The sequence below is a fragment of the Prosthecobacter gellanilyticus genome (assembly GCF_007992435.1).
In the GTDB taxonomy this organism is placed as follows: Bacteria; Verrucomicrobiota; Verrucomicrobiia; order Verrucomicrobiales; family Verrucomicrobiaceae; genus Prosthecobacter; species Prosthecobacter gellanilyticus.
The window spans coordinates 283280-297192 of record NZ_BKAG01000002.1; the positions used below are offsets into that span (position 1 = coordinate 283280).

General features: G+C 58.7%; 9 protein-coding genes and 1 pseudogene. 7 read left to right on the top strand and 3 right to left on the bottom strand.

What is annotated here, in order from left to right:
* Positions 1-3 precede the first annotated feature (3 nt).
* From BGE01nite_RS29775 to BGE01nite_RS02585, 5 genes and pseudogenes are all read left to right on the top strand, one after another.
* Positions 4-363: pseudogene (locus BGE01nite_RS29775) on the top strand (nuclear transport factor 2 family protein); the annotation flags it as partial.
* A gap of 653 nt (positions 364-1016) precedes the next feature.
* Positions 1017-2585, top strand: a complete 1569-nt coding sequence (locus tag BGE01nite_RS02570; RefSeq protein WP_146848694.1) for a B12-binding domain-containing radical SAM protein — start codon at positions 1017-1019, stop codon at positions 2583-2585.
* Positions 2586-2666: 81 nt separating this feature from the next.
* Positions 2667-5066 (top strand): vWA domain-containing protein, encoded by a 2400-nt coding sequence (locus BGE01nite_RS02575; protein WP_146848695.1) that lies wholly within the window; start codon positions 2667-2669, stop codon positions 5064-5066.
* 145 nt (positions 5067-5211) lie between these two features.
* Positions 5212-6138 carry a hypothetical protein gene (locus tag BGE01nite_RS02580; protein WP_146848696.1) on the top strand — a complete coding sequence of 309 codons (927 nt, stop codon included), beginning with the start codon at positions 5212-5214 and terminating at the stop codon, positions 6136-6138.
* Positions 6139-6184: 46 nt separating this feature from the next.
* Complete coding sequence (locus BGE01nite_RS02585; protein ID WP_146848697.1) at positions 6185-6586, top strand: hypothetical protein; 402 nt, start codon at positions 6185-6187, stop codon at positions 6584-6586.
* 30 nt (positions 6587-6616) lie between these two features.
* On the opposite strand, the gene BGE01nite_RS02590 is transcribed toward BGE01nite_RS02585, so the two are convergent.
* The gene (locus tag BGE01nite_RS02590; RefSeq protein WP_146848698.1) at positions 6617-8017 is read right to left on the bottom strand and encodes an MBL fold metallo-hydrolase RNA specificity domain-containing protein; all 1401 of its coding nucleotides are present in this window, start codon (positions 8015-8017) and stop codon (positions 6617-6619) included.
* Positions 8018-8205: 188 nt separating this feature from the next.
* On the opposite strand from BGE01nite_RS02590, the gene BGE01nite_RS29335 reads away from it, so the two are divergent.
* Positions 8206-8622, top strand: a complete 417-nt coding sequence (locus BGE01nite_RS29335) for a hypothetical protein (RefSeq protein ID WP_146848699.1) — start codon at positions 8206-8208, stop codon at positions 8620-8622.
* A 24-nt stretch (positions 8623-8646) separates the two neighbouring features.
* On the opposite strand, the gene BGE01nite_RS02600 is transcribed toward BGE01nite_RS29335, so the two are convergent.
* Both BGE01nite_RS02600 and BGE01nite_RS02605 read right to left on the bottom strand, forming a co-directional pair.
* The gene (locus tag BGE01nite_RS02600; RefSeq protein WP_146848700.1) at positions 8647-9948 is read right to left on the bottom strand and encodes a hypothetical protein; all 1302 of its coding nucleotides are present in this window, start codon (positions 9946-9948) and stop codon (positions 8647-8649) included.
* A 69-nt stretch (positions 9949-10017) separates the two neighbouring features.
* Positions 10018-12048, bottom strand: coding sequence for a type II secretion system protein GspD (locus BGE01nite_RS02605; protein ID WP_176601357.1), 2031 nt, complete (start codon positions 12046-12048; stop codon positions 10018-10020).
* Between the two features lie 199 nt (positions 12049-12247).
* On the opposite strand from BGE01nite_RS02605, the gene BGE01nite_RS02615 reads away from it, so the two are divergent.
* Entirely contained in the window at positions 12248-13864 is a 1617-nt protein-coding gene (locus tag BGE01nite_RS02615) for a choice-of-anchor K domain-containing protein (RefSeq protein ID WP_146848702.1), read from the top strand.
* Positions 13865-13913: the final 49 nt, after the last annotated feature.

Consider the following 13913-nt stretch of genomic DNA (forward strand, 5'->3'; position numbering starts at 1 on the left):
TTTATGTCGAACTCGCCAACCGATCCTCCACCATCCGTCGAGCTTCTCCGCGCCGCTTATGCAGCTTTCAATTCGCGAGACATTGACGCTGCTCTCGCACTGATGACACAGGATGTCGCATGGCCGCGCGCTTTCAAAGGTGGCTTTGTCCGCGGACCCGATGAAGTGCGCGCTTACTGGACAGAGCAGTGGAGTGAGATCGACCCTCATGTGGAGCCGGTGGCTTTCCGCGATGAGGGTTTTGGACGGATCGTGGTCACCGTGCATCAGGTCGTGCGTGATCTCGCCGGTGAACTTCTAGCTGACGTCCAGGTTGATCACCGGTTCACCATCAAAGATGGCTTGATTCATGCCATGGCAGTCTGGGATCCCTCTATAACTCGGTCCATCGATGGGTGCATCCATCCCGATGTATTCATGAACAGGGATATCCAGCTACACGACTGCGAGGTAGCGGCCATTCATCACATTGATGGCTCGACATCAGTCGTTCTCTCCACGGCTTACATTCATGCGTCTCTAGGGCTTCCAGGCTTCGATCCAGGAGTGATATGGACGCAGGTCGCAACGATTACCATTATTGACGCCGCTCAGATTTCTCAGGAGGTGTGCCTGCCGATCTGGATTTATCACGGGACCCTGCGTGTCGGTGAAACCCTTTACGAGGGGTTCATTCCTGCTGGCGGACATCTCCTAGCGGAAACCGAGTTGGTGCTCACCCTCTCCACAGAAGACGGACGTGATGGCGGGACTTTCACGGTGAAAGGCAATGGTGTCAGGATTGAACTTCTCGGGGAACGATCAGAAGTTGAAGAGTTCAATGAAACTCCGCGTCGCTCAGTCGACTGACGAAATCAAGTGACCCAATAGGACGGATGCCGGTAACTGCTCGTATAGATCGTTGCGCATCGTAGCCGATCTCGGCTGGCAGTCGTCTGATGCTCGACTGTTACCTGCTGTCATGAGTCCGCAAAGCGTGCTGGCGTGATTCACAGAATCCGCCACAATAGGGGCCCATGCCGGACATCGTCCTTGCCACGCTCAACGCGAAATACATCCACGCCTCCTTTGGCCTCCGCTATCTCATGGCGAACCTGGGCGGGCTGAGGGATCGCGCCTGCATGGCGGAGTTTGTGATCAACCAGCAACCGCTGGAGATCGTGGAGGCCATTCTGGCGCATCAACCGCGTATTGTGGGCTTCGGGGTCTACATTTGGAATGTCGAGCAGACGACGGAGGTGGTGGCTTTGCTGAAACGCATCCGCCCTGAACTGATCATCATCGTCGGCGGCCCGGAGGTCTCGTATGAGACGGAAGGGCAGGAGATTGTCGCCCTGGTGGATCATGTGATCACGGGCGAGGCGGATGTGAAGTTCGCGGAGGTGTGCCGCGCTTTGCTGAATGACGACGCAGTGCTAGAAGGCGGATCTGATTCGTCATTACCGAAGGTCATCGCGGCGGAACTGCCGGCGCTCAATTCGCTCGCCGCGCCTTACGATCTCTACACGGATGAAGACCTGAAGAATCGAGTCATCTACGTCGAGGCTTCGCGCGGCTGCCCGTTCACCTGTGAGTTCTGTTTGTCGTCACTGGACATCCCGGTGCGGGCTTTTGCGACAGAGGCGTTTCTGGCATCCATGCAGCGCCTGCTCGACCGTGGAGCCACGCAGTTCAAGTTTGTCGACCGCACCTTCAATCTGCATCTGCCGACAAGCATGGGCATCCTGCAGTTCTTCCTCGATCGCTGGCGTGACGGGCTGTTCCTGCACTTTGAGATGGTGCCGGATCGCCTGCCGGAGCAGTTGCGGGACCTCATCAAAAAGTTCCCGGCAGGTGCCGTGCAGTTTGAGGTGGGCATCCAGACCTTTGATGAAGCCACGTCGAAGAACATCAGCCGGCGTCAGAACCTCGGCCGTCTGGAGGATAACTTCCGCTTCCTCCGCGAGGAAACCGGCGTCCACATTCACGCGGACCTCATCGTCGGCCTGCCCAGTGAGGGCATTGAGAGCTTCGGGCGTGGCTTTGACCGCCTGGTGCATCTCGGGCCGCAGGAGATCCAGGTGGGCATCCTCAAGCGCCTGCGCGGCACGCCCATTGTCCGTCATGATGACGAGCATCACATGATCTACGCGCCGCATCCGCCGTATGAGATCCTGTCCACGCGTGACATCCCCTTTGCTGACATGCAGCGCATGCGCCGCTTTGCGCGCTACTGGGACATGGTGGCGAACAGCGGTCATTTCACCTCCACGCTGAAGCTCCTCTGGCAGGGCAGTGCCTCGCCCTTCGCCGAGTTTCTCCGCTTCAGTGACTGGTTGCATCTGAAGTTAGGTCGCACGCATCAGATCGCCCTCCACGTCATCGCCCAGTCTCTTTTTGACTTCCTCGTCAACGAATCGGCCCTGGATCATGATCTCGTCGCCACCACCCTGGAAGCCGACTGGCACCGCACCCCGAGCCGCGCAGCCCTGAACCTCCGCGGACATCACATGGCCGCGAAAGCAGCAGGCGGTGGAGCGAAGCGTCAGGCACGGCATGCGGGCACACCCGCCAAGGAGCAGGAGGGCAGGGAAGTGCCGGCTTGAGCCGACACCCCAGCGGCCAGCATATTTTCGTTACAGAAATGGGGGAGACTTTTCAAGGCGTGGGTGCGTAGTTCAGGCACTATGAAACCAGTCCTCACGTTGTTGTCGGCATGGGCCTTGATGCTCATCGGGTTCGGGATGGATCAAGCGAGTGCGCAAAATGCAGCACCGGCGAGGGCGATCATCGTCTTTGATGCTTCCGGCAGCATGTATGGCGAGGTGCCGGGTGGAGTGAAGATCGATATCGCCAAGAAGGTCGTCTCGGACATCCTCGGTTCTCTGGATCCGGCGATGGAACTGGGACTCATGGCCTATGGACACCGCAAGAAAGGTGATTGTGAAGACATCGAGCTGCTCGTGCCGCCGAAGCCAGGCAGCGCGGCGGAGATCGCGGCAGCTGTGGCGGCTCTGCAGCCGAAGGGCAAGACACCGCTCACGGCCTCCGTGATCCAGGCGGCGAAGTATCTGAAGTTTGAAGAAACCAAGGTGTCCGTCATCCTGGTGAGTGATGGCGTGGAGACCTGTGACAAAGACCCCTGCATGGCGGCGGAGGAGCTGGAGCGCCTGGGCATCGACTTCACCTGTCACGTCATTGGCTTTGACATGAAGGCTGGCGAGACCGCAGGCCTCGAATGCCTCGCGAAGAAGACCGGCGGAATGTATCTCGCTGCCAAAGATGCGGCCTCTCTGAAGACCTCCCTCGAGACGGCGATGAAGCAGGTGGCCAAACCTGTGACCACACTCGTCGTCGAGGCCAGACAGTCCTCCGGCGGTGAGTATCTTCAGGGCGTGAGCTTTGAACTCTTTGCTGAAGGTTCAGAGAATGCTCTCGCGAAGGGCACGGGCGGACGCTGGAGCAGCGAGCTGCCGAAGCCGGGCAAGTACACCATCAGTGCGAAGCATAACAACAAGTCTGTCGAAGTCGACGCAGCGCTGAAAGAGGGTGAGACCGTGACGAAGGAGGTTGTCTTTGCCGAGACGGGATTGAAAGCCGTGGCCTATGACAAGGAAGGCGGAACCGCTTTTGAAAAGGATGTCGGCTGGGACCTCTACGGCCCGGCCGATGCTGAGGGGAACCGCGTGAAGGCAGGCTACAGCTATGACGCGAAGCCCTTCATGAAAGTGGCGGCGGGGAAATACCTCCTCAAAGCCACGCGTGGCAATGCCAGCGCCAGTGTGGAAGTAGAGGTCAAGGAAGGCGCGCCGCAGGAAGTGAAGGTCATTCTCGGCAGCGGTAATCTGAAGCTCAGCGCCATCTCGGCTGAAGGCCAGCCGCCGATTGCCAAGGAGCTCGGTTGGGACATCTACTCGCCTCCAGATGCGGAAGGCCAGCGCAAGAAGCTCGGCTACAGCTATGATGCGCAGCCGAAGATGACACTACCCTCCGGCCCCTGCCTGGTGACCGTGGTATACGGCAATGCGAAGGGCCAGAAGGAAGTCGATGTGAAGGCGGGCGAGACACTGGACGTTGTGGTGCTGATCGGCAGCGGCAAGGTCAAGCTGGCCGTCGTGATGGAAGAGGGCGGCACACCCGTGAGCAAGGAGGTGGCCTGGGACGTGTATGGTGAGGCCGATGCCGAGGGGAACCGCCCGAAGGCGGCTTACAGCTATGATGCACAACCGACGTTGTCGCTTCCTGCCGGAAAGTTCGAGGTCGAAGCCCAGGTGGGGAATGCGAAAGGGAAGGCGACCATCGTCATCGAGGCTGGCAAGACCATCGAGAAGACACTCACTCTCGGCGCTGGTCGTGTGAAGCTCTCCGCTCTTGCCGTGGAGGGTGCTGAGCCCGTCGCCAATGAGCTCACCTGGGACATCTTGGGTCCGCCAGATGCCGAGGGGAACCGACCGAAGGTTGCTTACAGTTATGATGCGCAGCCCACCATCAGCCTGCCCGCGGGCAAGTACACCGTGCATGTTCAGTGGGGAGCAGCCTTGATGAAGAAGGACATCGAGATCAGTGCTGGCAAACTGGTGGAAGTGCCGATTGCCATGAATGCCGGCACCCTGGCTCTCAGTGCTCTCATGGGTGAGGGGGCAGAGCCTGCTCCGGATGGCCTAACATGGGATGTGTTTGGCGAGCCCAACGCGGAAGGTGAGCGACCCAAGGCGACCTACAGCTATGATGCGCAGCCCAAAGTCCGCCTCGTCGCCGGCAAATACCTCGTCACCGTGAACCGTGGCGGCGTCACCGTGAGCAAGGAGGTGGAAGTCACTGGTGGCAAGATGACCAGCAGCGCTGTGATTCTGAACGCAGGCACCCTGAAGCTGAGCTCTTCCACCCCTGGCACTTGGGAACTCCTTGGGCCTCAAGACGCGGAAGGTAATCGCAAAAAGTTCACCTACTCCTACGATGCGAATTTCAAGGTTGCCGTGCCCGCTGGCAAGGTCCTCGTGGTCCGCAGTGAGGGCCAGAAGAAGGCTGAGCAGGAGATCGAGGTAAAGCCCAACACTCTCACCGAGCTCACGCTCGATGCGAAGTAGGCTTCCTCGCAATTCCAACCTGCTCGAACGTACAACCTCATTCCAATGAGGTTGCGTCCTCGATCATCCCCGGAGATGCGTCCTCATACTGATCCAAGAACTCTCGTTGCGGGATTTGACCGTCTGTGTACAAATTGGGCCTGCCATGCTCTCCCAGACTTTCTCCCGGCTTGCCCTGGCGGCAGGTTTCATTAGCTGCGTTGTTCTGCCCGTCAGTTGCACCACGGCTCCGGTCGACTTGAAACCCCGCACTGTCGACTTCTCGCACTATGATCAGCCTCTGACGGTACAGGTCTTCGAACGCATTCAGGACAACGTCTACGAGCGTCTCGGAAAAGGCAGGATCAAAGAAGACCGTTACTTCATCATCCCCTTCGCCTACGAGAACCGGGGCAATGAGCCACACTTCTCTCACTCCTTCATCTCCGTCATCCGCGTGCTCGCAGATGGCAGTCATTCAAAGCTGACGCCGGAACTCCGCACCCGCCGCTACAAAGACCGGGAGTTCGAAGCCTTCACCATCAGCTGGCTGCCAGCCGATTTCGCGGAGAACCCGCATCTCTGCGTGTTTGAGGGCTTTGGGGCCTTGGTGGTTCCCTCCTGCAATGAGTGCTCGGCGGTGGTCGGCAAAAGCTTCGATCTCGCCAGCACTCTGAAGCTGGCGGTGAGTGCCCAGGTCGCGGTCGGCATGTGGGGACCTTATGAGATTACCCGTGGAGGCTTTGACCTTGGCGTCAAGCGCCTGCGCGTGCTCGAAGCCGGAAAGGTCAAGTATCTGGCCGACGACCGCATCTCGCGAAAGAAGGGCACCGCCATCAACTGCTTCCACGCCATGTCCAGCCTGGATGAACTCTACCCCACAGGCGGCTTCCTCGGCACCGGCTTCAAAGGCTGGGGCCTGAACGGTACCAAGCACGTGCTCAAAGAGTACACCACCAAGGCCAGCAACAAAGGCCTGCTCCTTCAGCCCGTGGACATCGAGAAAGATGTTGTCGGCTTTGTCTACGCTCCGGAGAAAGGCTCCACCAAAGTCTACAATCCCTTCAGGAACGCTTCGGCGTATCGGAACTAACTAATGATGCTTTGGTGGTCACGCTGACTTTGAGACGATCGAGCCAATGAGTTATGAAATCATCTTCTCCCCAAGTGCGGCCAATGCTGACGACAGTGGAGCTAGTTTCTTTGCCGAGCCCTATCGGGACTTTTGTCAGTATCTAGCCAAGTGTGCGGCTGATTGTGGGAACAAGCCGTTGGAAGAAGAGGCCAAGTGGGCTGCCAAACATCAGTATTTGACTATCAACGGAACGGACGCTGACCAACTCACGTTGATCAGAAATGCGGCGCACACCATGCTCAACGATCCTGATTTGGCTCCTTGGGAAAGAATGATAAGAGGATTGTATGCACAGTATGACAGGCCGCTTGACGACCATTCAGCGATCGTGCGCAAGTCGACGGACGATGGACTGACGCTGTTGATCAGAAAGATGGATGAGATGATTGCTGCCAAAACAGGGTAGGGCAGATGATTGTCGGCTGAGTGCAGCCTCCTACAGATCCACACTCTGCATCAGCTTCGCAACTTCCACGTGACCGGCGGAGTGTTTCTCGTTGAGGGCATCGCAGAGCACGTTGCTACGGTCAGGCTCGCCGTGGACGAGGAAGACGCGGCTCTTGTTGCCCTGGACTCGGTCAAACCAGCCGAGCATCTCGTCATGGTCGGCATGACCTGAGAAGGAATCGAGCGTCTCGATCTCTGCGCGGACATCAAACTCATCACCGAGGATGTTCACGTGCTTGAAGCCGCTGCGCAGCTTCCAGCCGAGCGTGTTTTCCGCGCAGTAGCCGACGAAGAGGAGGATGTTGTCGGGATTGCCCACATTCTGCCGCAGGTGATGCAGGATGCGTCCGCTCTCCGCCATGCCGGAGGCGGAGATGATAATGGCGGGGCCCTTCACTTTATTGAGTCCTTTGGATTCATCCACGCTGCGGATGAGGCGCAGGCCGTCAAAGCCAAAGGGGTCATCACGCATGAACAAGGCCTGCGCCGCTGCGGTCCTCAAATCATCCACATGCAGGCGGAAGATCTCTGTGGCCTTCACGGCGAGCGGACTGTCCACAAACGTGGCCACCGGACCAAAGCAGTTTTCATGACGAAGCTTGTCCAGCGTGTAGAGAAGCTGCTGTGTGCGCTCGACCGCGAAGGCGGGGATGATGAGCCGTGAACGGCGCTGCTGGATCTCGCGGACGATCTTGCACAGATGATCCGAGCTGTCCGTGGCGAGCTCATGCTTCCGCCCGCCATAGGTGCTTTCCATGATGACGTAGTCGATCCGGTCGCTCGGCGCAGGATCATTCAGCAGATCATTACCCGGACGGCCGATGTCACCGCTGAACAGGAGGCGCTTCTGCTTGTTGTCCACGTGGTCATGGATGTCCAAGATGACCTGCGCGGATCCCAGCACATGTCCGGCATCGATGAAGGTCAGGCGCACGCCATCCGCGATGAACATGCCACGGTCGTAACTGACCGTGACGAACTGTCGCATGCACTTCTCCGCATCCACCATGGAGTAGCTCGGCTCCAACTCGGGCAGGTCATCACGTTTGCGATGTTTGTTCAGCCAGGCGATGTCATGCTCATGAATCTTCGCCGCGTCCGGCAGCATGATGCTGCACAGATCACGCGTGGCTGGTGTGGCATAGATGTTGCCGGTGAAGCCGCGTTTGCTCAGATGCGGCAGGTTGCCGCTGTGGTCGATGTGCGCATGGGAAAGCACCACGCAGTCGATCTTCTCCGGATCAAAAGGGAACTGGCTGTTGCGTTCGAGAGACTCCGAGCGCTTGCCTTGATACAAGCCGCAGTCGAGCAGGATGCGGGTGTTGTTGACCTCGATGAGATGCTTGGAACCTGTGGTGGTGCCAGCCGCGCCGCAGAAAGTGATTTTCATGAGTTGGTGCTCACATCACAGCGGAGACCTGCATGGATGGCAAGCAGGCATTCTCAGCTCGGCTGAAGTGCCATACTTCCCCTGGCCCGGGGCAGGGGAAGAGTGTTGGCAGCAAGATTCACTGAAATCCTTTCTACTCCCAATCTTTCTATATGATGGAGCCATAGGGAGGCGTAGCTTTGGTGCTGATGATTCTGACCCAGGGCTTCATTCTATTCGCAGTCCTTACGGGGGCGGTAATCTTCTTCTTTCTCGCGTGGCGTGCATCTTCCGGGCGTCCGTGGCTGAAGGTGGGCGGTATGTCGCTCGCGGTGTTGATGACGGTGCTGACTGCGTGGCACATGATCCTGAGCACGTCTGCGAAGCAGGTCTATGTGAACTGGAGTCCTGATCGAACGTGGCGCGTGGTTACCTATAGGCTGCCCATGTATTGGGGACCACCTGGTAGCAGCAGTGATGCTCCGGGCTTCTCCAGGCTCTATGATGCGGAGGGGCGGTGTCGCGCCCACGTGAATCTCAGCATGGTCCAGTCTGGAGACGTGAACTGGTTTCCAGACTGTGTGGAGATCGGCGTGAAGACGTTCTATTTCTCGGCCTTACGATAAAGGAAGCGTCTAGCCAATTTTGCATTAGCTCCGCGGAATCTCCGCCACATCCAAAATGAACAGCCAGTTCCGCGTCAGCAGCGCGATGATGAAGATGCCGAGGAAGAGGGTGACGGGCACGATGAGCTTCTTCCAGTGCTGCAGAGCCCGCTCAAGCCCGAGTCCTGTGGCGATGACCACCACAGCGGTCCAGAGACAGGCATACAGCAGCAGGTGGTCCTGCCTGCCATACCAGCCGACCGTGGCGATGCTCCACACGAGCACCCCAATGACTCCCAAGGTGAAGGGCTCGATCTGCGCCCGCCAGACGAGACCGGCAAAAGCCAGCGCCAGGATGAGCAGCCAGCCGCCGCTGAGACCTCGACGCAGTCCGAGGACGGACCAGAAGGGCTCGTTGAGCACGACTTTGCTGCGTGAATTGTCCAGTTTGATCTCCGCGTAGCTGGGGGCCACAATGTTGGAGACGAACACTTCACGTGCCACCAGCGCCTGCGTGTCGCGCGTGGCTTTCCAGTCGCTGCGCAGAGCCAGCCAGTCCGCCGAGGTTTTGGGCAGAGGTGCCGAGGTCGGATAGACCACGCGCTGCAGGTTCGCGAGACCAAAGGTGATGGTGAAGGCCCCGATCAAGATCAAGATTGGACGGGCGTGAAAGCTACCCATCTGCTTGCGGTCCTGCGCGCAGCGGGTCATGGCCATGATGAGGCAAGGGATCACGTTTCCCAGGAAGGTGCTCATGGCATAGACCGAGGCCACAAGATGCCAGGCGGGATGCGCCAGGGCGCCACGGGCTGTGACGGCGATGAGCGCGGCCACACCGAGACCCGCAAAGATCCAGGTCTCCGGCAGGGGGGCCATGATCCAGGCGCAGGTGCTGGCGCCAAAAATCATGGCGAGAAAGGTGCTGCGCAAGGTCGTGGCACCACACCAGAGCAGCGTGTGATACACCATGACCACCGTCAGGGCCGCAGCCACGCAGGTGAGCGCGGCCACACCATGCTTCTGCGCGGCGGGCAGATTCTGCCCCAGCACCTGCCAGCCGCTGATGATCATCTGCGCGGCAGGCTGGTGCAGCAGCGTGAAGGCTGGATGCAGCGGGCTGATAGCGTTGTGATCTCCCAGGCGCTCCGTGGTCAGGTCATTGAAGACTGTGTGCGTGGAGCTGCCGAACAAAATATTGTCCTTGATGTAGATCGGTGTCTCCTGAAACCGCAGGTGCGCGGCAAAGAACAGGCTGTAAAAGGCCACCGCGAGGGCTGCCCCGAGACCATGCCAGCGCATGATCACGCGCGAGGTGTCCGAAGGCCGGGGACGTGTGGATGGACGCATGCAGAGGGAGCGTTGTGAAGATCACAACCAAGGTGCGGACCAGCTCTGGGAAGCAGCGAGAGGCTGCTTTTAGAAGTATTTTTTGCTGAAGAGAAGACGTGCCAGCTCCTGCTGACGCACCTGCAGTTTCTTGATGCGCTGATGGTAAGGCTCCACCTGCGCTGCATTCTGCGGCTGGTGCAGGAGGATGCCTTCACAGTTCGCGGCGATCTGATCCACGGCGATCTTGAGCTCCTTGAGCTTGCGTGACTCATCAGGCGTCACGCGGGCTTCATAGATGGTGTGATGCAGGATGTCCGTCTCGCGCTCGAGATAGGAAACGGCGTTCGGCAGGGAATCCGCCCCCCCGATGAGTGCTCCTGAATCGGGATCGACCTGCGGGATCTTCGGCTGGAGGCGGCCAGGCTTCTGCGGGATTACAGATTGAGGCTCGGCAGGAAGGCCGCCATCACGGCCATTGATGAGCGTCGGCGTGATGAAGAGCATGAGGTTTTTGTGGTTCTTGCTCTTGCTGTCGTATTTGAAGGCCTTGCCGAGGATGGGGATGGAATGCAGGAAAGGGATGCCCGCCTTGCCTTCGCGTTCACGCGCTTCATCCAGACCACCCACAGCGACGGTGAAACCGGAATCGATCTCCACCGGCGCGGAGTACACACGTGAGGAGGCGATGGGGAAGGGGTTTCCACCGATGACTTCCGTGCCGACGATGCTGGACACGGTGACGGCCATGTTGAGCAGGATCTTGTCACCATCCATGCGCTTCGGGAGGATGTTCAGGACCGTGCCGATGGGCAGATATGAAATGCTCTGCGTGGTGGTGGCGCCGGCACCCAGTGAGGATGATGAACTGCCGCCGAGCACGGGCTGGTTCAGCACGCTGCGGATGGTGACCTCGCGATTGTTCAGTGTCACCATGCGGGGGTAGGAGGTGGTCTGCGTTTCTTCATCACGCAGCATGGCGCGCAGTTTCACGTTGATGTCCTGGGCGCTCAGCACGCCCAGTGCAGGCCAGCCGAGGGCTCCGCCTGCTCTGTTCAGGTTCGCGGGTGACCAGAGGTTGGACAGATCCGTGCGGAAGCCGCCATTCGTGCCGACCTGCTCAAACTCCACGGCGGTTCCCTTGTCATCCTTGGTGACGCTTGTGACCTGGTTAAACGTACCCTGCTCGAAGGTGCCGCCCCAGTCGATGCCGAACTCACGCTTCGGATCACGGGAGGTTTCGATGAACTTCACCTCCAGCGCGATCAGTGGCTGTGGCTTGTCTGCGGCTGCGAGATAACCTTCCACCCACATGTGCTGCTGGCGCGTGGCCACCACATAGAGGGTGTTCGAGTCTGATTTCCAGATCACCTTGGGCTTGCGGAAACTGCTCAGCTCATTGGAGTTGAGCATCTTCGAAGCATCTCCAGGGCCGCCGCTGGCGCCGGGCGTTGACATGCCCATGTCTGTTCCGCCAGCTCCGCCCCCATCGTCTGGTGGCAGGCCTAGAAGATCACGGATCTCACGGATCACTTCACTGGGCTTGAGTGCGAAAGTTTCCTGGATGCCCTGGAGACTGAGGCTGTTCTGCCCGCCGCCGCCACCTCCTCCGCCGCCCCCACCACCGCCGCCTCCGCCGCCCCCACCCCCACCGCCGCCACTACCACTGTCACTGACGATCTTCTCCACGCGCTCAAAGGAGTTGTTCTTGATGATGTAGGATTTGCCGATCAGCTCGCGGTCATCTGCGGAGCGGAAGGTGAAGATCCCACCTTCATAGATCACATTCAGCCCGTTGTTCCGGCACACAGCCTCCAGCACCGTGAAAGGTGCCGCCTTGATGTTAAAAGTCGTCAGCTTGGACGCTTCAGGGCTGTCCTGGGGCAGGGACATGAACTGGATTCCCGCGTCCGTCGCCAGGAAACGGATCACATCTCCCACCATCGCATCCGTCATGTCATACTGCTCGGGCGCCGCCTGACGCAGGCCGGACGCCATGTTCTCATACTCCGGTGAGTATGTGGTGGTCGAGTCTGGCATCCTCTGAGCCGCAGCAGAAGCAGGATGAAAAAGCATCGCTCCTGCGAGCAGGGAGAGGCTGTAGGCGATGGGTAGACGCATAAAGTGGTGAATTATGGTAAATATATTAATTGCGTTAAATTAACACAACTGAAATTTATCACTTTCCTCATTTAGTATTCAAAAGAGGCTAAACATCAATGTATCAGGCCTATTCAAAAACTAATTTGCATTGTATTTATGGTATTTATTTGCCAATGCGATAAAATTTCGCTATTATTAACTATTCACTAAAACCAGTATGAAAAACACATTTGCTATTTCGATGCTGCGCGACTCTCGCGCTGCGAAGTGCCAAGCGTGGGCTGGCTTCTCGCTTGTCGAGATCATGACGCTCATCGCCATCATGGGGGTACTTAGTACCGTGGCGGTGATGATGATCGGCAACCAGCCGGCCAGGGTGAGGGAGATCAAGCTGTCCTCTGACGTGGCCAGCTTGAATCAACTGGTGGCCGCCTATCTCGCGGATGGGGGGGAGGACAGCCGTGCGCTCCACGGTCTCACCAGTCCCCAGGTAGTGCTGGACAAATTGAAGCGCACCCGCCCTGACCTGGATGTGAAGCGGCAGCACACCGGTGCTACCTCGGGCAGGCTGGTGGATACACGGCTGAAGGCCCGAACCAGTACATCTGCGCCGAGAGATGGATCACTGCGCGCCCGCTGGAACACGCAGAAAAAGCGTTTTGAGCTGACCAACGCCGGCGGGACCGCCGTGACTGAATTCTACTTTGATGAGAGTCTGCGTAACACTGACTTTGGCTACGACACTGCCCGCGGTACTGCCCGCAAGCTCTACAACAAGGACAGAGGCTGGGTTTGGGGGAATCTGGCAGCAACCTCCGGCCCGACCTACAATACACCGGGCAGTACCAATGGCCCCGGCACTGTGGACCCCTTCAATCCAAACGAGGCAGTGCCAGCACCCCCTGCCACGGATCCTGATGACGATGATAATGATCCTGGGAATGGTGGTGGCGGTAATCCAGGGGGCGGTGGAACCACACCAACTCCGGCCACCTTGCCACGACCAAGCATCTCTCCAGGAGGTGGAACCTTTAATTACTCCAGCTTCCCCACGTCAGTGACACTGAACCCCAACGGGGCACCAGGAGGGAGTGTGTCCCGCCTTGAATACCGGAAAAACGGCGGAGCATGGACAGCTTATGAAGGCACGGCGATCAGCCTGGCCTCTCCGGATCAGGTCGATGCCCGCAATGTGGCCCTCGACACCGTCAACTACCGGGACAGCTCCACCAACAGAGCCAGCTTTTACCGACTGATCTCCGGCTTCACGGGAAACAGCACCGGTACCTGGGGGAATGCCAATGGCGGTCCCAACCTCGTCATTGACACTCAAAACGCCGTGGACCAGTCCACGTTCAAGCACGGCAACACCAAGCTGGATCTGGGCAATGGCGAGTTTCTGGATGCTGGCACGGAGAATGTGCTGAGCTTCTCCCGCAGGCCCTTTGACACCATCGTTCCGAATACTTGGTTCGCGCTTGGCGAGATGGTCATGCTGAACGGCACCACGTTTTACAGCAGCGAGGCGGATGGTGTGACGCTCAGCGTCAATCTCAACCTCTCCGAGCCGGCGCAGACGGGCGTGGTGCACGTCAACCTCGGCCTCATCAGCACGGAGAACACCAGTGACCGCACGGCCAGCGCGGACATCGTGGAACTGCGGAATCCGAGCACCGATTTCACCGCCATTGTGGATGGTGTCACTTACCGCCTCGAACTGAGCTGGGCCACCTTGGATCCTGGCGCCGGCGTCGCCCAGGGGAACCAATTCCTCATCTATGAAGGAGCCTCCGCCCGTGCGGAGCTTCGCGCCCGCTTCGTCAGCAATCGCTGAATTTTCTCGCACCTCACACTCACCATGGAAGACATCAACGAACGCAGTC

Coding starts and splice junctions, on each gene's coding strand:
- BGE01nite_RS02570 (WP_146848694.1), top strand. CDS start 1,017: ATGCCGGACATCGTCCTTGCCACGCTCAACGCGAAATACATCCACGCC.
- BGE01nite_RS02575 (WP_146848695.1), top strand. CDS start 2,667: ATGAAACCAGTCCTCACGTTGTTGTCGGCATGGGCCTTGATGCTCATC.
- BGE01nite_RS02580 (WP_146848696.1), top strand. CDS start 5,212: ATGCTCTCCCAGACTTTCTCCCGGCTTGCCCTGGCGGCAGGTTTCATT.
- BGE01nite_RS02585 (WP_146848697.1), top strand. CDS start 6,185: ATGAGTTATGAAATCATCTTCTCCCCAAGTGCGGCCAATGCTGACGAC.
- BGE01nite_RS02590 (WP_146848698.1), bottom strand. CDS start 8,017: ATGAAAATCACTTTCTGCGGCGCGGCTGGCACCACCACAGGTTCCAAG.
- BGE01nite_RS29335 (WP_146848699.1), top strand. CDS start 8,206: ATGATTCTGACCCAGGGCTTCATTCTATTCGCAGTCCTTACGGGGGCG.
- BGE01nite_RS02600 (WP_146848700.1), bottom strand. CDS start 9,948: ATGCGTCCATCCACACGTCCCCGGCCTTCGGACACCTCGCGCGTGATC.
- BGE01nite_RS02605 (WP_176601357.1), bottom strand. CDS start 12,048: ATGCGTCTACCCATCGCCTACAGCCTCTCCCTGCTCGCAGGAGCGATG.
- BGE01nite_RS02615 (WP_146848702.1), top strand. CDS start 12,248: ATGAAAAACACATTTGCTATTTCGATGCTGCGCGACTCTCGCGCTGCG.